The organism is Amycolatopsis sp. FDAARGOS 1241, assembly GCF_016889705.1.
GTDB lineage: Bacteria > Actinomycetota > Actinomycetes > Mycobacteriales > Pseudonocardiaceae > Amycolatopsis.
Genome location: NZ_CP069526.1, coordinates 4,318,159 through 4,337,738 on the forward strand (window position 1 = coordinate 4,318,159; position 19,580 = coordinate 4,337,738).

The following is a 19,580-nucleotide window of genomic DNA, read 5'->3' on the forward strand; positions in this document are numbered from 1 at the left end:
TCAGCCCGCCGTCAGCAGCTTGCGGATCGGCACGGCTCCGCGAGCGCGGCGGCTCCACTCACGCGGGTAACCGAGCGACACCTCCTCGAAGCGGACGCCGTCGGCCGACGTGGTGCGCGGGATGTGCAGATGCCCGTACACGGCGAGTTCGGCGCGGTAGCGCAGGTGCCAGTCCTCGGTCTCGCTGCTGCCGCACCAGAGCGCGAAATCGGGGTAGTGCAGCGGTGCGGTCGGGTGCCGGTGCAGCGGCCAGTGCGACATGAGGATCGTGCCGTGCTCGGCCGGGATCGCGTCGAGCCGTTCAGTGCTGATCTTGAGCCGCTCGGCGCACCAGGCCTGCCGGCTCGGGAACGGGTCGGGGTGCAGGAAGTACTCGTCCGTGCACACCACGCCGTTCTCGCGGGCGATCGCGAGCGCCTCGTCGATGGACTTGCCCTCGGCCCCCGGCGTGCGCCAGCTGTAGTCGTAGAGCACGAACAGCGGCGCGATCGTGAGCGGCTTCGGCCCGTGCTCCCACACCGGGAACTCGTCCTCGGGGGTCAGCACGCCGAGCTCGCGGCACTGCTCCACCAGGAACTCGTAGCGTGCCTGCCCGCCCAGCTGCGACTCGTCCTTCGGGGTGGTCCACAGCTCGTGGTTGCCGGGCACCCACACGACCTTCGCGAACCGCTCGCGCAGGGTGGCGAGCGTGGCGCGGATGACCGACGAGCGTTCAGCGACGTCACCCGCCACGAGCAGCCAGTCTTCCGGCGAGTCGGGCACGACCCGGTCGAGCATCGGGCCGTTGCCCTCGTGGGTCACGTGGAGGTCGCTGGTGGCGAAGAGAGACGGCACTCCTCCACCGTAGCCAGTCCGGGACCGGCAGATCCCCCGAACCGGCCCTTACCCCGCCCCAGCAGCACCAGCGCAGCCAGCACGTAGACGCTCGCCTGCACGTCGAGCAGCAGCGCAGGCCCGGTCACGGCGACCAGCGCGCCCGCGAGCAGCGAACCGGCCGCCTGACCCGCCGCCATGACAGCGAACACCGTGCTCAGCACCCGGCCGGCCCGCGCGGGCGCGGCGACGCTCTGCACGTGAGCCAGCAGCCCAGCGCCGGTGACCACCGCGGGCCCGCCCGCCACCGCGAACAGGCCCACGTACACGCCGAGCGTGGTCGTGACCGCCGCCAGGTTCCAGATCAGCGCCGAGATGAGTCCGACCGCCAGCGCGCCCCACGCGAGCAACTGCGCGCCCGGTACGCGCCGGGCGAGCGAGGCGAGCGCGACGCCGGCGGCGAGCCCGCCGATCGCTTGCACTCCGCGCAGCAACCCCGCATCGGCCTCGCTGCCGCCGAGAACCTCGAGCACGAAGACCACGAACAGCACCAGGAACATGCCCTGCGCCACGGAGGTGAGCACCGTCGCGACACCCGTGGCCCGCAGGCGCCGGTCACGCGTGAGGTCCCGCAGGCCGGCGAACCAGCCGCCGGAAACCGGCTCCCGGCGCGCGGCCCCACGGGGGACCGCCCTGCCGGGGAACGGCCGAGCGAGCAACACCGCGGCGATCGCCAGCGCCGCGAGGTAACCGAGCACCACCCGGCCGAGCCCGCCCCAGCCCAGCAGCGCGCCGCCGGCCCAGCCGCCTGCCAGCCGCGCGACGCTGCCGATCACGCTCATCAGGCCGTTGGCACCGGTCACCTCCGCGACCCCGACGAGCTGCGGCACCAGCGCGTTGCGCGCGGGCTCGAACACCGACGCCAGCGCGGCCTGCGCGGCCATCACGACGTACACCACGGCGACCGGCACGCCCGAGCCGGCGAGCAGCGGCAGCGCCACGACCGCCTGGCCGGCACACACGACGGCCAGCACCGCCCGCCGGTTCCAGCGATCCGCGACGACACCGGCGACGGGACTCAGCAGCACCGCCGGCAGCAGGCCCAGCACCACGCTCAGCGCCGTCGTCGCGGCCGAACCGGTCGTCGCGAACAGGAACACCGGCAGCGCGACCTGCAGCATCCACTCGGCCGATTCGCTGAAGAACGCCGCGACCCACAGCCGGACGAACGACGGCATCCCCAGCAGCGCTCTCACGACACCGGCTCCCCGTCCGGCCCCAGCCGCGGGAACGCCCGCAGTCCCAGGTGGACCGGCAGCGCGCCAGCCGGGGCGTCTTCACGGATCGCCCCGACGTATGGGCGCACGAGCGCGTCGATCGCGTGCACCAGGCGCTCGAGTTCGGCCGGCGTCACGCGCAACGAGTAGGAGTTCAGCCCGCCCGCGACACGCCAGTCCGGGTCCAGCCCGTCGAGGCCGTCGAGGTATCGGCGGGTCAGCTCCTGCTCCTGCGCCAGCTGCGTACCCACCACGGCGAGCTGCGCCCGGCTCAGCACCGGGTCCTCCCCCGGTTCGCCGAAGTCGAGCCCGACCTGCAGCGCCCGCCACGGCCGTTCGCGGCCGTCGGTTGCCTCGGCGCGTTCGACGAGCCCGTGCTGCGCCAGGCGGCGCAGGTGCCAGCTGCAGTTGGACGCGGTCGAGCCCACGGCCTCGGCGCACTCGCTCGCCGTGCGCGGCCCGACGGCCATCAGGTGGTGCAGCAGCGCCGAGCGCAGCGGATGGGCCAGGGCTCGCAGCAGCTCGGCGTCGTCGACGCGCTTGCGTGGAGGCAGCTCGGCCATGGGACGCCCCAATTCTGAAGGACTTCTTTCGAAACTTCTCTTTCAGAATTGCAGGCGCTTGACCTGCAGTCAACCGGCTCCGCTACCATCACGCACAGTTACTGCTCGCTGCAGTCGTTGTGCCCGCCAGCCACCTGTCACCCCAGGGACGGTCCGCTTGCCCCATCAGCGAGAACTCGCGACCGCCGCCGCGCTCGCCCTGCCCCGGTTCGTCAGCGCCACCGTCCGCTTCCACACGGCGGTGGCCGACCGGCTCGGCGTGACACCGGCCGAGCTGCACTGCCTGCAGCTCGTGCACAGCGGCACCACCGACTCCCCCACGGAGCTGGCGCGGCTGCTCGGCATGACGACCGGCGCGTTCACCCGCATGCTCGACCGCATGGAGCGGGCCCGGCTCGTGGAGCGCGCGCCCGACCCGGCCGACCGGCGCCGGCTGCGCGTGCGCGCACTGCCCGATCGCATGGGCGAGCTCACCGAGCTCTACGCCCCACTCGCCCAGCGTTTCGGCGCGCGCCTCGCGGGTTTCGACCGGCGCCAGCTGACCGCGCTCGTCGCGTTCCTCACCGACGGCGAACACGCCGCCGACCTGGCCACGGCTCAGGTCACCGACCCCACGCAGCCGCCGCGCGAAATTCGTGGTTGACTAACCCTACTGGCGTTGCATTAAACTGCACGCATCATGGACAACTGAGCCCAGCCCCTCCCCGCACCGAGGCGGCTCCCGGTCGAGCCCTGCTCCCGCGAGCCGCGAGTCCCGTCGGGGAACCCGTTGCATACACCCAGGGCCGGTGATCCCCCATGTCTCTTTCCCTGCAAGCCACCGACATCGTCTTCGGCTACGGCGCCACGACCGTGCTCGACGGCGTCTCCCTCACCGCGTCGGCCGGACGCCGGCTCGGCCTCGTCGGCGAGAACGGCTCGGGCAAGTCCACGCTGCTGCGGCTGCTCGCCGGGCTCGAGCAACCGCGTTCAGGCGACATCGTCCGCGGGGACGACCTCGGATTCCTCCTGCAGGAGCTGCCGTTCCCGGCGTCCGCGTCCGTTGGCGACGTCATCGACCACGCCCTGACCGAGATCCGCGCGGCCGCCGCCCGGCTCGACGAACTCACCGCGTGGATGGCCGACCGGCCCGACGACCCGGCGGTGCTCGACGAGTACGGGAAGCTCCTGGAGTGGGCCCAGGTCCACGACCTCTGGGACGCCGACCGGCGCGCCGAACTGGTGTGCGAGGGACTCGGGCTCGGCGCCGTCGCGCGTGACCGGCAGCTGGGCGCGATGTCGGGCGGGCAGCGGTCGCGGCTGGGGCTGGCGGCCCTGCTGATCCGGCGACCGGCCACGCTGCTGCTCGACGAGCCGACGAACCACCTCGACGACACCGCCATGGAGTTCCTCGAACACCACCTCGCGGAGCTGTCCGGCATCGTCGTGCTGTCCTCGCACGACCGCGTGTTCCTCGACGCGGTGTGCACCGACATCGTCGACCTCGACCCGGCACCGGCCGACCGGCTCGTGGGCGGCGCGACCCGCTACGGCGGCACCTACAGCGACTACCTCGACCAGAAACGCGCCGAACGCGCACGCTGGGAACAGCGTTACGCCGAAGAGCAGGACGAGCTGAAGGAGCTGCGGGAGTCCGTTGCGGTCACCGCGCGACGGGTGGCGCACAACCGCGCGCAGTCCGACGGGGACAAGAACCTCTACCGCTTCAAGGGCGGCCGCGTGCAGAAGCAGGTCTCCCGCCGCGTCCGCAACGCCCAGCTGCGCCTCGAAGAGCTCGAACGCGACCAGGTACGCAAACCGCCTGCGCCGCTTCGGTTCCGCGCGTCGCTCACGGCGGCACCGGCAGGTGACGGGCCGGCGATCTCGGTGCGGGACGTCGACGTGCCGGGCCGGCTGGCGCTGGCTCAGCTCGACGTCGGCGGTACGGGCCGGCTGCTCGTGACCGGCGGCAACGGCGCCGGCAAGTCCACGCTGCTCTCGGTGCTGGCGGGACTTCTCACGCCCGCGACGGGCACCGTCCACTTCGGCCCCGGAGTGCGAGTGGGACTGCTTGAGCAGGACGTGGTGTTCGCCGACCCGGCGAAGCTCGCCCACGAGGTGTACCGCGCTGCGCTCGGAGCGGACGCACCGCCGTTGTCGCGGCTCGGCCTGCTGTCCCCGCGGGATCTCCGGCGGCCCGCCGGCGAGCTGTCGGTGGGCCAGCGGCGCCGGCTCGCGCTCGCGGTGCTGCTGGCCGACCCGCCGGACGTGCTCCTGCTCGACGAACCGACCAACCACCTGTCACTGACGCTGGCCGAGGAACTGTTCGCGGAACTCGACGACACGCCGGGCGCCGTCGTCATCGCGTCTCACGATCGATGGCTGCGCCGGAGCTGGCGGGGTGACCGGCTCGAGCTGACGACGGCCGAACCCGCTACTGTATAGGCCGTTATACAGTAGTCGCCGGCCCGCGGAGGCACGGGCCGGCGACTACCGGCGACCTCAGAGGGCGATGCCCAGCAGGGCGTCGGCCGCGATGCGGATGAGGCCGGACGCCGTGGTGTCGGTGCCATCCCGGCGCAGCGCGGCGGTGACCCAGGCGTCGATCGCTTCGAGTGCCTTGGGGGTATCGAGGTCGTCGGAGAGGTGATCGCGCACGCGGGCGAGGGTCTCGGTCGCGTCGGGGCCCGCGGGCAGGGCCACGGCCTCGCGCCAGCGGCCCAGGCGCTCCTGCGCCTCGGCGAGCAGCGTGTCGGTCCACGGCCGGTCTTCGCGGTAGTGGCCGGCGAACAGCGCCAGGCGGATGGCGGCGGTGTCGACGCCGTCAGCGCGCAGCCGCGAGACGAACACCAGGTTCCCACGCGACTTCGACATCTTCTCGCCGTCGAGGCCGATCATCCCGGCGTGCACGTAGTGGCGGGCGAACGGGTGGTCACCGGCGGCCGCCTCCGCGTGGGCCGCGCTGAACTCGTGGTGCGGAAACCGGAGGTCCGAACCACCGCCCTGCACGTCGAACCCGAAGCCCAGCCGGTTCACCGAGATCGCGCTGCACTCGATGTGCCAGCCCGGGCGCCCGGCCCCCAGCTCCGACTCCCAGGACGGCTCGCCGTCACGGGCGACGCGCCACAGCAACGCGTCGAGCGGGTGGCGCTTGCCCGGGCGGTCCGGGTCTCCCCCGCGCTCGGCGAAGAACTTCGCCATCGTCGGCTCGTCGTAGTTCGACTCGTAGCCGAACCGGCCGGTCGCGGAGTGGTCGAAGTACACGTCGGGGTGCTGCGCGTCGTCCACTCGATACGCACTGCCGTTGGCGACCAGCTTCGCGATGACCTCCACGATCTCGGGGATCGCCGCCACGACGCTCACGAACTGCCGCGGCGGCAGGACGCGCAGCGCCTCCATGTCCTCGCGGAACAGCGCCGTCTCGCGCATGCCGAGCACGACCCAGTCGTCGGAGTCGCGTTCGGCACGCTCCAGCAGCGGGTCGTCGATGTCGGTGACGTTCTGCACGTAGTGGACCTCGTGCCCGTTGTCCCGCCACACGCGGTTCACCAGGTCGAACGCCAGGTAGGTGGCCGCGTGGCCGAGGTGCGTGGCGTCGTAGGGGGTGATGCCGCAGACGTACATCCGGGCGGTGGCGCCGGGTGCCGTCGGGCGGATCTGCCCGGTCGACGAGTCGTGGAGCCGGAGCGGGCGAGGCGTGCCCGGCAACCGGGGCACGTCGACGGAGGACCAAGTCTGCATAGTCCGACTGTATCTTTGGCCGCGGCTTCGCCGCGGCGGGCGAGATCGCTGTTGAGCCGGGTTCCGGAGTGAGCGATCGGATCGGCCGGGGGCCGATCGCATCACTCATTCCGGAACCCGGCGCGATCTCGCAGCGTGGTCAGCTGACGGCGTGGTGGACAAGGCAGGTTACGCGCGAGTAGGAACGTCCGTGTGGGTCTGCCTACTGTGATGAGAACCTCGTCCCCGCTCCCGCCCGGTCCGCACCTGCCTGTGTTCGCGCAGACGGTGCTGTTCGGTGCGTTCCGGCACAAGTTTCTCCCCCTGCTGCGCCGCCGCTACGGCGACCTCGTGCGGCTGCGGATCTACCCCGAACGCAACGTGGTGCTGGTCGGCGATGTCGAGCTGATCCGCGAGGTCTTCTCCGGGCCCGTGGAGACCTTCCACGCCGGTGAGGGCAACGTGGTGCTCAAGCCGATCATGGGTGAGCACTCGGTGCTGCTGACCGACGAGCAGGAGCACCTGCGCACCCGCAAGCTGCTGATGCCCGCGTTCCACGGCGCCGCGCTGCGCGGCTACCGGGCCATGGTCACGGACCTGACCAGGGCCGAGCTGGACAGCTGGCAAGCCGACCGGCCGTTCCGCGTGCACGAGCGCATGCAGGCGCTGACGCTGGAGATCATCTTGCGCGTGGTATTCGGCGTCGGCGAGGGACCCCGTCTGGAGGAGCTGCGCAAGCTGCTGGGCCACGTCATCGACGTGGGTGCGCTGGACATCTTCGGCTGGCACAGCCCGGTGCTGCAGAAGCTCGGACCGTGGCGGCGCAACCGCGAGATCGCCGTGCGGGTCGACGAGCTGATCCACGCCGAGATCGCCGACCGCCGGACGGCGCCCGACCTCGAGAACCGCACGGACGTGTTGTCGCGGCTGCTCACCGTGCCCGGTGACGACCCGCTGACCGACACGGAGCTGCGCGATCAGCTCGTGACGCTCCTGCTCGCCGGCCACGAGACCACCGCGACGGCACTTGCGTGGTCGCTGCACGAGCTGGCGCGCAACCCCGTTGCCGCCGCGGCCACCACGAAGGCGGCTGACGAGGGCGACGAGCGCTACCTCGAAGCCGTCGCGAAGGAGGCGATGCGGTTGCACCCGATCATCTCCGAGGTCGCGCGCCGGCTGACCAAGGACATCGAGTTCGGCGGCTACCGGATCCCGGCGGGGCACACCGTGCTGCCGTCGATCTCGATGGTCCACGCCGACCCGGCGCACCACCCCTCCCCCGAGGTGTTCGACCCGGCGAGGTTCCTCGGCGGCGGCCCCGCCACCGGCACGTGGTTCCCGTTCGGCGGCGGCGTCCGCCGGTGCTTGGGCGCCGGCTTTTCGTTGCTGGAGGCCACGATCGTGCTCGAGGAGCTGTTCCGCCGCTACCGCTTGACGCCCGCCGCACGCAAGCCCGAACGCACCAAGACCCGCCACATCACCCTCGTCCCCGGCGACGGCGCACGCATTGTTGTCCACAATCGTGAACTGCCTCGGCTTCGCCGAGGCGTGCGAGATCGCCTTTGAGCGATCTCGCGCTGTGGTCAGGTTAGAGGAAAGGCCGGGAGGGAACCGTACGATGCGATTTCGCGGGGCGCCGGAAAATCAACTCCGCCGCTTGCGGAGGTAGTCGCCGACGACGGCGGCGCCCAGGCCGTCGAGGTCGGGTGCCACCACGCGCCCGCCGGAGCGGCGGGCGATGGTGTCCACGAACGCCTCCAGCCGCGGGTCGTCCCCGAGCCGGAACACCGTGACGGACGCGCCCATCTTCGCGATCCGGTCCACTTCGGACAGTGTCTTGTAGATGGTCCGCGGGTCCGGCGGGTAGTCGAACACCGCCTCGCCGTCGGGTTCCAGATGCGCCGTCGGCTCGCCGTCGGTCACCATCAGGACCACCGGCTGCGCGTCGGGGTGGCGGCGCAGGTGCTGACCGGCCAGCAGCAGCGCGTGGTGGGCGTTCGTGCCCTGCTCCCACGTGCCCTCCAGGCCCACCAGCTCCGGCAGGTCCACCTTCGTCGCGTAGCGGCCGAAGGTGATCAGCTGCAACGCGTCGTTGCGGAACCGCGTGGAGATCAGCTGGTGCAGCGCGAGCGCCGTGCGCTTCATCGGCAGCCAGCGGCCCTCCTGGATCATCGACCACGACGTGTCCACCAGCAGCGCCACCGCCGCGCGGGAGCGGTGCTCGGTCTCGACGACCTCCACGTCCTGGACGTCGAGCGTCACCGCCCGCGAGCCGACCGAGGTCGAGCGCAGCACGGCGTTGCGGACCGTCCGCGGCACATCCCAGGGCTGCATGTCCCCGAACCGCCACGGCCGGCTCGACCCCGTGGGTTCACCCGCGGCGCCCGCCGACTCGGTCTCTCGCTCGCCCGTCTTTCCGCGCAGCGAGTTCACCACATCGGACAGCGCCGTCTCACCCAGACGCCGCAACGCCTTGGGCGACAACCGGAGTGAGCCGTCGGCCGCGCGTTCGAACAGGCCCTGGCGGCGCAGCTCCCGCTCCAATTCGGACAGCCGCTGTGCGTCGACGCCGGCGTCGGGTCCGAGCTGGCGCTGCAGCGCCTCCAGGTCGATGTCCTCCAGCCGGGCGCCCGGATAGGACTGGCCCAGCTGCTCCGCCAGGTTGTCCAGTTCCGCGAGGTCCTGCATCGCCTGCGCGCCTTCGCCCATGCCGAGCGGGTCCTGGCCTCGGAAGCGCTCCGACGATGTCCAGTCCTCCCCTGGCCGCAGCGCCTGCAGCTGGGCGTCCAAAGCGGACAGCTGCTGGGCGATGCGGGGGTCGCCGAACGCCTGTTGCGTCAGTTCCATCAGCTCGGCGCGCTGCTCGGCGGACATCGAGTTCATCATCCGCTGCGCGGCCGCCGACCGGGCGGCGAGCGCGTCGATCAACTCGTCCACGTTCTGCGGGTTCTCCGGAAAGAACTCGCCGTGCCGGCGCATGAACTCGGAGAAGCGCTCGTCGATGTCCTCCGCGCCCTGCGCGTGCGCCTGCAGGAGCGCGTTGAGGTCCGAGAGCATCTGGTTGACGCGTTCGACGTCCTCGGGCCCGGCGTTCTGCAGCGCCTCCTTCATGCCCTGGAACCTTGCGTCGAGCGCCTCCCGGCCGAGCAGTTCGCGGATCTGCTCGTACTTGTCCCGGCCCTCCGAGGAGCGCCAGTCGTAGTCGCTCAGCTCGCGCACGGCCGCGGCGGTGCCCGGCGGCAGGGCGTCGAGCTGCGCCTCACGGAAGCGCGCCTCGTCGTCCGGGTCCGGGAACAGCTCGCGGCGCTCGGCGTCCAGCGCCTCGCGCAGCAGCTGCTGCACCTCCTGCAGCGTGCCGTCGAGACGGTGCCGGCGCTGGATCTCCGAGCGGCGCTGCCACAGCCGCCGCGTCAGCTCGTCCAGGCCCGCCGTGCGTTCGGTGCCTCGGCGCAGCAGCTCTTCCAGCGCCGAGCGCGGTGACGCACCGCCCATCACGTCGCGGCCGATCTCGTCGAGCGCGTCGCGCAGGTCCGCGGGCGGCGCCAGCGGGTCCGGCCCGTCGTGCCACGGGCCGTAGGAGTACCCCTCCGGAAGCAGCGGCATTACTGCCCGTACACCGTGGTGTGGTCGTCGGAGTCCTTCGCCAGCCGGCGGGCCAGGTACAGCGACTCCAGCGCGAGTTCCACCGCGGCCGCGATGCGGCCGGCCGGCTCGTCGGAGGACACCCCGGCACGCTGGGCGACCTCGTGGAGCACCGGCAGCTCCGGCAGCGCGGCCAGCACGTCCCTGCCCGGCACCCGCTCGCCGGTGGCCACGAGGTGGCCGTCGGCGACGGCGTCGGACAGCGGACGCAGGTCCAGCCCGGCGAAGCGCTCCCGCGCGGTTTCGGCGATGGCCCGGCGCAGCAGGTGCACGAGGTGCTCGACCTCCCGGCCCTCCTCGCCCGGCTCGAACTCGATCTTGCCGCGCAGCACGGCGGGCACCGCGTCGAGGTCGACCGGCCGGGCCACGGCCGGCTCCTCCCCGGTGAGCGCCGCCCGGCGCAGCGCCGCCGCCGCGACGGTTTCGGCCGCGGCCACGGCGAACCGGGCGGACACACCCGAACGCTGGTCGATCACCGGCGATTCGCGCAGGTTGCGCACGAACCGGGCCAGCACCTCCAGCAGCGGCTCGCCCACCTCGGCCACGAGGTGCGCTTCCTGGCGCACCACGGCGACTTCGGCGTCGACGTCGAGCGGGTAGTGGGTGCGGATCTCCGCGCCGAAGCGGTCCTTCAGCGGCGTGATGATGCGCCCGCGGTTGGTGTAGTCCTCCGGGTTGGCGGTGGCGACGAGCAGCACGTCCAGCGGCAGCCGCAGCGTGTAGCCACGGACCTGGATGTCGCGCTCCTCCATCACGTTGAGCAGCGCGACCTGGATGCGCTCGGCCAGGTCGGGCAGCTCGTTGATCGCCACGATGCCGCGGTGCGCGCGGGGGACGAGCCCGAAGTGGATCGTCTCGGGATCACCGAGGCTGCGGCCTTCGGCCACCTTCACCGGGTCGACGTCGCCGATGAGGTCGCCGACGGACGTGTCCGGTGTCGCGAGCTTCTCGGTGTAGCGCTCGCTGCGGTGGCGCCAGGCCACCGGCAGGTCGTCGCCCTGCTCCGCCGCGCGGCGGAGGGACGCGGGGGTGATCGGGGCGAGGGGGTGCTCGCCGAGCTCGGAGCCCTCGATCACGGGGGTCCACTCGTCGAGCAGGCCGGCGAGGGTGCGCAGCAGGCGGGTCTTGCCCTGGCCTCGTTCTCCGAGCAGGACGACGTCGTGGCCGGCGAGCAGCGCGCGCTCGAGCTGCGGCAGCACAGTGCGGGAGAAGCCGACGATGCCGGGCCACGCATCGCGGCCCTCCTTCAGCGCCGTGAGCAGGTTGTCGTGGATCTCCTGCGCGATGGGACGCGGGGTGTACCCGGCGGCGCGGAGCTCGCCCGCGGTACGGGGAAGTGAGTCTGGAACAGCGGTCACCCCGACGACGCTACTTACCGTTCCGCCATACGTCGACGTGGAGCGACTCCAGCGTGGGCGATCGTCCACGAAGTGTCGAGTACCGGTAAAATAGAGCGTCGTGTGCCGTCCCAGTGCGACCCTCGCCGTCTGGTCCTCCGCGTGGCTGAACGGAGCCGCCGCTTCCGACGATGTGCTCGACGCCCTCGCTGCCTGGGGCGAAGCCCACGACGTCGTCGCGGCCGACGCCCCCGCGGCCGAGGCCTTCGACCTGCCGCTCGCGTTCAACCGCGCGGCCACCCCCGTCCAGCTCCTCGTGGCGCTGCGCGCGCAGGGGGCCAAGAGCGCCCAGCTCGTGCTCCCCGTGCCCGGTGACGTCCGGGGCCTCGGCGGGGGCGGCCCGTTCGCCGAAGCGGCTCTGCGCTGTGGTGACGCGACGGTGCTGACCGAGCTCGGGTTCGGCCTCGTGCCCGAACCGATCGCGGAAGGCCTGGTGCGCTGGACCGTGTACTCGCTGGCCTCGGCGATCCCGCTGGAGTACCAGCCGCTCGCCGACGCCGAGCACGGGCTCACCGACGCCATCCGCGCGAGCGCCGGCGCGCTGCAAACGCTCGACGTGGCCAGCGACCGCCCCGGCGTGCGCGCGGAGCTGTCGGCGCACCTGAGGTCGCGCCCGCAGGTCGAATGGCCGGCCGGCACGCCCGCCCGGGCGCTGCGCGTGCTGCAGCGCGCGGAAGAGATCTCGGCGATCCTGGCCATCGCGCAGACCGACGACCCGGGCGGCGCCCTGTCCGCTTCGGCCGCGACCCGTCGCGCGGAAGCGTTGCGGCCGCTGTCGGACGCCGTCCGCACGGCCCGGACCGCGGCGGTCAACGAAGCGGTGCGGGTGTTCGCGGAGCAGGCCGACCGCCAGCCGTGAGCGGTTCAGCTCACCGCGAACAGCCGTCGGCTCAGCTGTGAGCGAACGCCGAGTGCGTCAGTCGCGCTGGCTGCGGGAGGCCGGGCTGTCGCGGACTTCGCCGGGCGCGCTGAGCATCGCGAGCAGCTGCAGCCGTTCTTCGGTCTCCGAACCGGGCTCGGCGTGGTAGGTGATCAGCGTCTGTTCGCTGCCGGGCACCACGAGCTTCTCGTAGTGCAGCTGCAACGGGCCGGCCTGCGGGTGGTTGAACCGCGTGGCCCCGGTGCTCTTGCGCTTCACGTCCTGGCGCGCCCACAGCGTGCTGAACCGTTCGCTGCGCAGCGTCAGCTGGCCGAGGAGCTCGACCAGTCTGGGGTCCTCGGTGTCCGCGCCGTCGATCGCGCGCAGGTACGGGACCACCCGCGCGGTCATGTCCTCCCAGTCTTCGTACAGCTCCCGCATCTCCGGTTCGAGGAACGCCGCCAGGATGCTGTTGTACCCCGGTGCGTTGAACGGCGACAGGGCCACGGCGAGCCGGTTGGCCGCGAGCACGTCGAGGTAGCGGCCGTGCACGTAGGCCAGGGTGAGCGGCCAGCTGTCGATGAGGGTGCGGATGCCCTCGCTCGCCTGCTCAGGCCGGGGCGCGCGACGGCGGTGCGCGGGCGGGTTCGCCAGCTGGAGCAGGTACCGGGTGGCGTCTTCGTCCAGGCGTAGCAGCCGTGCGATGCCCAGCAGGACCTGTTCGGACGGGTGCCGGTCGCGGCCCTGTTCCAGGCGGACGTAGTAGTCGCCGCTCACACCGGCGAGGAACGCGACCTCTTCCCGCCGCAGCCCCGGCACGCGGCGGTGGCCGTGACCGGGCAGGCCGGCTTCCGCCGGGGTGAGGCGCTCCCGCCGGGTCCGGAGGTAGTCACCGAGCGCGTTCGTCACCCCGCGAGTCTAGGTGCGCTGCGCCGGATGTGGGTGGCCCTGCCGGTCCTGGTGTCAGGCGATCCTGCCTGGTCGCCGCGGTCGTGCGCACGCTGGAGGGCATGAGTGGACTTCTGAAGACGCCGTTCGGCCGCACGACGACCGCGACCGACGTCACCGACGGTGTCGACCTCGGCGGCCGGCGGGCGGTGGTGACCGGGGCCGGTTCGGGACTCGGGATCGAAACGGCTCGGGCGCTGGCGGCCGCCGGCGCCGAGGTGACGCTCGCGGTGCGTCGGCCCGACGCCGGGCAGCCGATCGCGGCCGAGCTGCGGAGCAAAACGGGCAACGACGCGATCCACGTCGCCCGGCTGGACCTCGCCGCCCTGGACTCCGTGAACGCGTTCACCGGCGGCTGGCGCGGGCCGCTGCACATCCTCGTCGGCAACGCCGGGATCATGGCGCTGCCCGAACTCGAGCGCGGTACGCACGGGCAGGAACAGCAGTTCGCGACCAACTACCTCGGCCACTTCGCGCTCGCCCTCGGCTTGCACGACGCGCTCGCGCGAGCCGGGTCCGCCCGCGTGGTCTCGGTGTCGTCGGCCGGTCACCTGTTCTCCCCCGTGGTGTTCGACGATCTCGCGTTCCGCTTCCGGCCCTACGACCCGCTCACCGCCTACGGCCAGTCGAAGACGGCGCAGGTGCTCTTCGCCGTCGAAGCGGACTGCCGGTGGGCGGCCGAGGGGATCCGGGTGAACGCACTGCACCCCGGTGCCATCGCGACCAACCTGCAGAAGCACACGGGCGGGCTGAAAACGCCCGAGCCGTACCGGAAAACGGTGGAACAGGGTGACGCGACGGCGGTGTTCCTCGCCGCGTCACCGCTCGCGGACGGCGTGGGCGGCCGGTACTTCGAAGACGTGGCCGAGGCCCCCGTGGTGACCGAACGGCCTGCGGAGTTCGGCGTGCCGGGGGTCGCGACCTACGCCCTGGATCCGGACAACGCGGCGCGGCTCTGGGCCGTGGCCACGGATCTGGTGCGCTGAGCTCGCAGCGGACCCGTGGCGTCAGCGAGCCGGGCGCGTCGCCGGTTCGCAGCAGCCGGGAGCACAGGGCGCGCCGTTGACCGTGCACCCGGCGGCCGGGAATGGCGAAAGCTTGCGCGCCGGCGCGCCGGACACGTGCTCACGCACCAGTTCGACCACCAGTTCCGCGAAGCGCGGGTCCACGTCCGGCGTCGCTGCGCGGGCGAAGGCCATCCCGTGCTCGGCGGCGCGCTCGGCAGCTTCGTTGTCGAGGTCCCAGATCACCTCGAGGTGGTCGGACACGAACCCGATGGGGCTCACCACCACCGACTTCACCCCGGCCTCGTGCAGCGCGTCGAGGTGGTCGACGATGTCCGGCTCGAGCCACGGCACCTGTGGCGGCCCGGACCGCGACTGCCACACCACGTCGTACTCCGTGAGGCCCGCCTCGGCGGCCACGAGCCGGGCGGCTTCGGCGATCTGGCGGGAGTAACGGTGGCCCCCTTCGTCCGGCGGGCCGGCGGCCACGTCGGCGCTCACGGGTACCGAGTGCGCGGTGAACACGGTGCGCGTGTCCGGCCGGTCGCCGAGGCGGGCGTGGGCGGCGCGCACGGCGTCGGCGACCGCGGAGATGAACAGCGGGTGGTCGAAGAACTGGCGCAGCTTCACGATCTCCGGCGCACCGGCCCCGACAGCGGCACGGGCGCGCTCGATGTCCTCGTCGTACTGCCGGCACGCGGAGTAACCGCCGTACGCACTGGTGGGGAACGCGAGCACGCGCTGCACGCCGTCGGCCTTCATCCGCGCGACCGTGTCCTCGACCATGGGCTGCCAGTTGCGGTTGCCGAAGTACACTGGCAGGTCGAGCCCTTCGGCCACCAACTGCTTCTCGACCGCCGCGATGGCCGCCCGGTTGAGCCGGTTGATCGGCGACACCCCGCCGAAGTGCTGGTAGTGCTCGGCGACCTCGAGCAGCCGCTCTCGCGGCACCCCCCGGCCCCGGGTGACGTTCTCCAGGAACGGCATCACCTCGTCGGGCCCTTCCGGACCGCCGAACGAAAGCCATAACAACGCGTCGTAACCCACGGTGCCATCTTGCTCCTGTGGCGGCGCGCACGACGGGCCGGGCTTATTGTGTACTGCTCTATCCAAAACCTGGTACGGTGGCGGCATGCCCAGGCCACGCGAGTTCGACGAGACCCAAGCCCTGGAAGGCGCCATGAACGCCTTCTGGGCCCGCGGTTACGAGGCCACCTCGACCCAGGACCTGTGCGCCGCGACCGGGCTGGGCCGCAGCAGCGTGTACAACACCTTCACCAGCAAGGAAATCCTGTTCCGGCGCGCGCTCGAGCACTACATCGAGCGCGGCGTCCAAGGGCGCGCGGCAGTGGTGGCACAAGCCGAGGACGGTCTCGACGGGATCCGCCGGCTGCTCGCGTCCGTGATCGACGACGAACTCACGAACGGGCGCCGCGGCTGCCTGATCGTGAACACCGTCGCCGAGTTCGGCACCGCCGACGCCGAAATCCGCGCAAGGGTCGACGCCGACACCGAAGCACACCTGGCGTCGCTCACCGAGTGCGCCCGCCTCGGCCAGGCCGACGGCAGTGTCACCCGCGACCGGAATCCGCGCGACATCGCGGAATTCGTGCACAGCACTGTGAGCGGGCTGCGGCTGATGTCCCGCCGCGGCGCACTGCGCCCGGCGATGACGGCGGTGGCCGACATCGCCGTCGCCGCACTCGCCCGCCGCTGACCGACCCACCCGCCATCACCGTCGATGCTTCACGGGCTCATTGTGTACTGATCAATCCAAAAGGAGTGACTAACCGTGCCGCTGGCCGTATTCGTGCTCGGGCTCAGCATCTTCGCCCTCGGCACCTCGGAGTTCATGATCACCGGCCTGCTGCCCGGGATGGCGGCCGATCTCGGGGTCAGCATTCCCGACGCCGGCCTGCTCATCTCGGCGTTCGCCATCGGCATGGTCGTCGGCGCGCCGCTGCTGGCCGTCGGCACCCTGAAACTCCCGCGCCGGGCGACCCTGCTCGCGCTCCTCGCGGTGTTCGCCGGCGCGCACGTCGCCGGGGCACTGGCCCCCGGCTACGGCCTGCTGTTCGCGACGCGCGTCGTGAGCGCGCTCGCCTGCGCCGGGTTCTGGGCCGTCGCGGCGGCGACCACCGTCTCGCTGGTGCCCGCCGCGCGCCGCGGGCGCGCGCTCGCCGTGCTGGTCGGCGGGCTGACCGTGGCGAACATCGCCGGCGTCCCCGCCGGCACGTTCCTCGGTCAGCACGCGGGCTGGCGCACGGCGTTCTGGGCGGTGGCCGCGCTGACCGTGATCGCGGTGGCCGGGGTACTCGCGTTCGTGCCGCGCACCATCGCGGATTCGTCGGCTCTGCGCGTGCGGACCGAACTGCGGGTGTTCCGCAGGGGCCGGTTCTGGCTGGCGCTCGGGGTGATCGCGCTCGCGCAGGCCATGGTGTTCGCGGCGTTCAGCTACCTCGCCCCGCTGCTCACGATGACCGACGGCGTGGGCTCGTCGTGGGTTCCGCTCGTACTGGTGCTCTTCGGCGCCGGTGCGCTGATCGGCATCCTCGCGGGCGGCAAGCTCGCCGACGCCCACCCGTTCGCGACGCTGTACGGCAGCCTCGGCCTCGCCGTCGCCGCCCTCGTCACCCTGGCCCTCGCCTCGCACGCGACGGTGGCCGTGATCGCGGTCCTCGTGCTGGGCGCCGCCGCGTTCGCCGCGAACCCGGCGCTGAACGTCCGCGCGTACACCGTCGCCGGTGGGTCTTCCCCGCTGGTCGGCGCCAGCACGACCTCGGGCTTCAACGTCGGCAACACCGCGGGACCGTGGCTGGGCGGGGTCGCGCTCAACGCGGGCCTCGGGTTCCCGAGCGTCGCCTGGGTGGGCGCGGTGCTCGGCGGGCTGGCGCTCGCCGCCGTCACCTTCGCCCTGCGCCTGCAGCGGTCCGACGACGCCCGCACCGATTCCGTCGCCCGCGGTTCGGCGCGCTCCCCCGAGGCGGCCGCGGCGCGCTAGGTGTTGTGCCCATGGACGTGGTTGAGGGGTGAGCGGCGCGACGGGGTGACCCTGCACGGCCGACGGTTGCTGGTCGAGCGCGTTCACGCGCGACATCCGGTGGCCCACGTCGCCGCCGAACCGGCATCTCACGCACGACCGGGCACAAGTGGGTCCGCCGGTACCGCGACGAAGGCGAGGCCGGTCTGCTCGATCGCGGCAGCAGGCCACACCCCTGCCACGCTCCTGTCCCCGACCGGACCGAGCAGCGGATCGATCATCCGGCCGCGACGCACCCGGCGCCTGGTCCCCGCCTCGACGGGATCCTCGGCCTCCACGCCTCTACGGTGCACGGGTCCTGACGCGCCGCCACATAGCGGAGCCGGCCTGACCGGACCGCCCGACCGGACAACCACTCCGCCGCTACGAGGGCGACCGCTGGCAACCACACGGACGCGACAGCCTCCAACGACGCCACGCCCGCCCGGGAACCGGGTCGGCTACGACTATGTCCACTGCGCCATCGACGACCAGACCCGCATCGCCTACGCCGAAATCCACCCTGCCGAGCCCGTGCCGGTGCAGTTCCTCGCCGAGCGCCGCGTAAGCGCCGCCGGAAACGAACAACGGGTGCCACGAGGAGAACGTGTCGTGGACGTAACCCGGCAGCGTGCGGTCCTCGCTGGCGATGAACCCGCCGAGCCGGTCGTTGCGCTCCACGAGCGTCACCGACCACCCGGCGCCGGCCAGCTCGGCCGCGGCGACGAGGCCGTTGACCCCGCTGCCGATCACGATCGCGTCCCCGCGCGCTCCTGTCCCGTGTCTCAGACGATGTGGGCGCGCACGGTCTTGTGCTCGGCGTCCGCCCAGCCCTTCGAGGCGGCGTAGTGGATCATCTTCGCGAACCCGGCGGGCCATTCGGCGTCGCCGGCCGGGCCGCGGGCGCGCAGCCACGCGATGGACAGCCACGCGTGCTCGTCCGCGGCGCTGCCGGCGCCGGCCGCGCGCAGCACCGCGTCGACGTCCGCCTCGCCGCGACGTTCGACCGACAGCGAGGTCAAGTCGGCCGCCTCCACCAGCTCCGCGTCCGTGCCGACGACAACCTTCACGAGCGTGCCTCCTCCGGGAGATGGGTTCCGAACGCCCGATTGTGGTACGTCAGCGGTTCGGCCGGCCGCGGCGCCGCCGACGTGACGGGCGCGAACGTGACGACATGATCGCCGACCGGCACCAGGTCCGCAACGGTGCAGGCCAGCCAGCCGGCCCGGGCAGCCGTGGGAGCCCGTCGTCGAGGATCCAGTCGACGTCCGCGAACTTGTCCGCCGCCTTGCTCGCGAAGCTCAGCGCGAGGCCCGAGTGCTCCCGCGTCAGCACGTTGACCCCCGATCCGCCCGGTGGCGTGGACCCGGGCGAGCAGCCGCGATCCGGAGTCCGGCGCGACGCTCACCAGCGGCCGATCGGCCGACAGCGCCGCGAACGCGCTGACCGTCGTCCCGTGCGGACGGCCTTCGTGCAACGTCGTCACGACGGACACCGGCGCGCACACGCCCGCCATCGCTTCGCGGAACAGCTCCCCGTCAACTCCGGCAGGCCCCGTGGTGACGGTCATGGCACTCCTCTTCGGACATCCCCGATGTCTGCCTCACTTTCCCGCCGAGAGCGCTGTGGGACCGACGATCGTGGTGAACGCCTCTTGCCGCAGTACATGGCGGATTCGGGGCAGACCGCCGCGAGGGCGAGCCGTCCGCCGCAGCCCGTGGGTTCGAGCGCGACCGAGCAGCACCACAGTCCGTTGTGGACCTCCCGCCGCTCGAAGTGCAGGCCGCCCTTGAGCCCGGCCTTGATGACGCTGTTGATCCCCGCCGGGTCGAGCGGGGTCGCGTCGGTCAGCCGGGGCGCGGGCTCGCGCGGCAGCAACCGGCGCCATTGGCGGACGGCAAGCTGCCCAGCAGCGCCCGGCCACTCGCGGTCGCCCACAGCGGGTACAGGCTGAGCACCACGGCGCCGATGCCTTCCCGCCGCCGCGGCTAGTGCCACAGCAGCGGGATCTGCCCGTCGCCCAGCCGCTGGCTGACCACCACGATCTCGCCGGTCTGGTCCGCAACCCGGATCGCCGGGCCCAGCGCCGCGTCGCGCAGCCGGCGCAGCCAGTTCGTGGCCGGCGGCAGGGACCGGACGCCGACCGTGTAGCGCGGTCGGGAGTCCGGGCGGCGTAGGCTCCCTCGCCCAGCATCGTGAGCACGCGCGACGCGGTTGCCGGGCTGGCCTCGAGGTGCCGGGCCAGTCGGCGACGCGCACCGCTCGCGGTGCCGACGCGACCAGCACGTCGAGCGCGGCGAACGCCCGTCGCACCGACTGCAGGTCGGGTTCGCCGATCCGGCCCGGCGCCTCGGGCACC

General features: G+C 72.4%; 20 protein-coding genes. 8 read left to right on the plus strand and 12 right to left on the minus strand.

Annotated elements, in window-relative coordinates; translation table 11 throughout:
- The 3 genes from I6J71_RS21220 to I6J71_RS21230 are packed head-to-tail and all read right to left on the minus strand — an operon-like array spanning position 1 to position 2,653.
- Complete coding sequence (locus I6J71_RS21220) at positions 1-834, minus strand: metallophosphoesterase (RefSeq protein ID WP_204096291.1); 834 nt, start codon at positions 832-834, stop codon at positions 1-3.
- Complete coding sequence (locus I6J71_RS21225) at positions 798-2,069, minus strand: MFS transporter (protein WP_204096292.1); 1,272 nt, start codon at positions 2,067-2,069, stop codon at positions 798-800. The genes I6J71_RS21220 and I6J71_RS21225 overlap by 37 nt, the downstream gene beginning before the upstream one ends.
- Positions 2,066-2,653, minus strand: coding sequence for a helix-turn-helix transcriptional regulator (locus tag I6J71_RS21230; RefSeq protein WP_204096293.1), 588 nt, complete (start codon positions 2,651-2,653; stop codon positions 2,066-2,068). The genes I6J71_RS21225 and I6J71_RS21230 overlap by 4 nt, the downstream gene beginning before the upstream one ends.
- 157 nt (positions 2,654-2,810) lie before the next feature.
- Here I6J71_RS21230 and I6J71_RS21235 point away from each other — a divergent pair, with 157 nt between their 5' ends.
- Positions 2,811-3,296, plus strand: coding sequence for a MarR family winged helix-turn-helix transcriptional regulator (locus I6J71_RS21235; RefSeq protein WP_204096294.1), 486 nt, complete (start codon positions 2,811-2,813; stop codon positions 3,294-3,296).
- A 155-nt stretch (positions 3,297-3,451) separates the two neighbouring features.
- A complete protein-coding gene (locus I6J71_RS21240; protein WP_204096295.1) occupies positions 3,452-5,077 on the plus strand; it encodes an ABC-F family ATP-binding cassette domain-containing protein in 1,626 nt (541 codons plus the stop codon).
- A gap of 57 nt (positions 5,078-5,134) precedes the next feature.
- Here the strand turns inward: I6J71_RS21240 and mshC are convergent, their stop codons facing one another.
- Complete coding sequence (gene mshC, locus I6J71_RS21245; RefSeq protein WP_204096296.1) at positions 5,135-6,373, minus strand: cysteine--1-D-myo-inosityl 2-amino-2-deoxy-alpha-D-glucopyranoside ligase; 1,239 nt, start codon at positions 6,371-6,373, stop codon at positions 5,135-5,137.
- Positions 6,374-6,583: 210 nt separating this feature from the next.
- Between mshC and I6J71_RS21250 the strand changes: the two genes are divergently transcribed.
- Positions 6,584-7,918: a cytochrome P450 gene (locus I6J71_RS21250; protein ID WP_204096297.1), complete on the plus strand. Its 1,335-nt coding sequence runs from the start codon at positions 6,584-6,586 to the stop codon at positions 7,916-7,918.
- A gap of 78 nt (positions 7,919-7,996) precedes the next feature.
- Here I6J71_RS21250 and I6J71_RS21255 read toward each other — a convergent pair whose 3' ends face one another.
- Both I6J71_RS21255 and I6J71_RS21260 read right to left on the minus strand, forming a co-directional pair.
- Positions 7,997-9,955, minus strand: a complete 1,959-nt coding sequence (locus I6J71_RS21255; RefSeq protein WP_204096298.1) for a VWA domain-containing protein — start codon at positions 9,953-9,955, stop codon at positions 7,997-7,999.
- Complete coding sequence (locus tag I6J71_RS21260; RefSeq protein WP_204096299.1) at positions 9,955-11,352, minus strand: ATP-binding protein; 1,398 nt, start codon at positions 11,350-11,352, stop codon at positions 9,955-9,957. Before I6J71_RS21260 ends, I6J71_RS21255 begins: the two co-directional genes overlap by 1 nt.
- A 100-nt stretch (positions 11,353-11,452) precedes the next feature.
- Between I6J71_RS21260 and I6J71_RS21265 the strand changes: the two genes are divergently transcribed.
- Positions 11,453-12,250, plus strand: a complete 798-nt coding sequence (locus tag I6J71_RS21265) for a hypothetical protein (RefSeq protein WP_204096300.1) — start codon at positions 11,453-11,455, stop codon at positions 12,248-12,250.
- Between the two features lie 57 nt (positions 12,251-12,307).
- On the opposite strand, the gene I6J71_RS21270 is transcribed toward I6J71_RS21265, so the two are convergent.
- Positions 12,308-13,159, minus strand: a complete 852-nt coding sequence (locus I6J71_RS21270; protein WP_204096301.1) for a helix-turn-helix transcriptional regulator — start codon at positions 13,157-13,159, stop codon at positions 12,308-12,310.
- Between the two features lie 101 nt (positions 13,160-13,260).
- Between I6J71_RS21270 and I6J71_RS21275 the strand changes: the two genes are divergently transcribed.
- Positions 13,261-14,184 (plus strand): SDR family NAD(P)-dependent oxidoreductase, encoded by a 924-nt coding sequence (locus I6J71_RS21275; protein ID WP_204096302.1) that lies wholly within the window; start codon positions 13,261-13,263, stop codon positions 14,182-14,184.
- Positions 14,185-14,205: 21 nt separating this feature from the next.
- On the opposite strand, the gene I6J71_RS21280 is transcribed toward I6J71_RS21275, so the two are convergent.
- Positions 14,206-15,249, minus strand: coding sequence for a ferrochelatase (locus I6J71_RS21280; protein WP_204096303.1), 1,044 nt, complete (start codon positions 15,247-15,249; stop codon positions 14,206-14,208).
- Positions 15,250-15,334: 85 nt separating this feature from the next.
- On the opposite strand from I6J71_RS21280, the gene I6J71_RS21285 reads away from it, so the two are divergent.
- From I6J71_RS21285 to I6J71_RS49815, 3 genes are all read left to right on the plus strand, one after another.
- Positions 15,335-15,919 (plus strand): TetR/AcrR family transcriptional regulator, encoded by a 585-nt coding sequence (locus I6J71_RS21285; RefSeq protein ID WP_204096304.1) that lies wholly within the window; start codon positions 15,335-15,337, stop codon positions 15,917-15,919.
- A gap of 75 nt (positions 15,920-15,994) precedes the next feature.
- On the plus strand, positions 15,995-17,203 hold the full coding sequence (locus I6J71_RS21290) for a Cmx/CmrA family chloramphenicol efflux MFS transporter (RefSeq protein ID WP_204096305.1): 1,209 nt from the start codon (positions 15,995-15,997) through the stop codon (positions 17,201-17,203).
- Positions 17,204-17,328: 125 nt separating this feature from the next.
- Entirely contained in the window at positions 17,329-17,544 is a 216-nt protein-coding gene (locus I6J71_RS49815) for a leucine zipper domain-containing protein (protein ID WP_204097174.1), read from the plus strand.
- 61 nt (positions 17,545-17,605) lie between these two features.
- Here the strand turns inward: I6J71_RS49815 and I6J71_RS21300 are convergent, their stop codons facing one another.
- The 4 genes from I6J71_RS21300 to I6J71_RS21315 are packed head-to-tail and all read right to left on the minus strand — an operon-like array spanning position 17,606 to position 19,159.
- Positions 17,606-17,974, minus strand: a complete 369-nt coding sequence (locus I6J71_RS21300) for an FAD-dependent oxidoreductase (protein WP_239155121.1) — start codon at positions 17,972-17,974, stop codon at positions 17,606-17,608.
- Between the two features lie 32 nt (positions 17,975-18,006).
- Positions 18,007-18,291 (minus strand): hypothetical protein, encoded by a 285-nt coding sequence (locus tag I6J71_RS21305; RefSeq protein WP_204096307.1) that lies wholly within the window; start codon positions 18,289-18,291, stop codon positions 18,007-18,009.
- Positions 18,288-18,791: a flavin reductase family protein gene (locus tag I6J71_RS21310; protein WP_204096308.1), complete on the minus strand. Its 504-nt coding sequence runs from the start codon at positions 18,789-18,791 to the stop codon at positions 18,288-18,290. The genes I6J71_RS21305 and I6J71_RS21310 overlap by 4 nt, the downstream gene beginning before the upstream one ends.
- Positions 18,788-19,159 (minus strand): hypothetical protein, encoded by a 372-nt coding sequence (locus I6J71_RS21315; protein ID WP_204096309.1) that lies wholly within the window; start codon positions 19,157-19,159, stop codon positions 18,788-18,790. The genes I6J71_RS21310 and I6J71_RS21315 overlap by 4 nt, the downstream gene beginning before the upstream one ends.
- Positions 19,160-19,580 lie beyond the last annotated feature (421 nt).

What these genes read in the sequence shown, in the direction of transcription:
- I6J71_RS21230 (WP_204096293.1), bottom strand. Translation starts at nt 2,653, where the DNA reads ATGGCCGAGCTGCCTCCACGCAAGCGCGTCGACGACGCCGAGCTGCTG.
- I6J71_RS21240 (WP_204096295.1), top strand. Translation starts at nt 3,452, where the DNA reads ATGTCTCTTTCCCTGCAAGCCACCGACATCGTCTTCGGCTACGGCGCC.
- mshC (WP_204096296.1), bottom strand. Translation starts at nt 6,373, where the DNA reads ATGCAGACTTGGTCCTCCGTCGACGTGCCCCGGTTGCCGGGCACGCCT.
- I6J71_RS21250 (WP_204096297.1), top strand. Translation starts at nt 6,584, where the DNA reads ATGAGAACCTCGTCCCCGCTCCCGCCCGGTCCGCACCTGCCTGTGTTC.
- I6J71_RS21255 (WP_204096298.1), bottom strand. Translation starts at nt 9,955, where the DNA reads ATGCCGCTGCTTCCGGAGGGGTACTCCTACGGCCCGTGGCACGACGGG.
- I6J71_RS21275 (WP_204096302.1), top strand. Translation starts at nt 13,261, where the DNA reads ATGAGTGGACTTCTGAAGACGCCGTTCGGCCGCACGACGACCGCGACC.
- I6J71_RS21285 (WP_204096304.1), top strand. Translation starts at nt 15,335, where the DNA reads ATGCCCAGGCCACGCGAGTTCGACGAGACCCAAGCCCTGGAAGGCGCC.
- I6J71_RS21310 (WP_204096308.1), bottom strand. Translation starts at nt 18,791, where the DNA reads ATGACCGTCACCACGGGGCCTGCCGGAGTTGACGGGGAGCTGTTCCGC.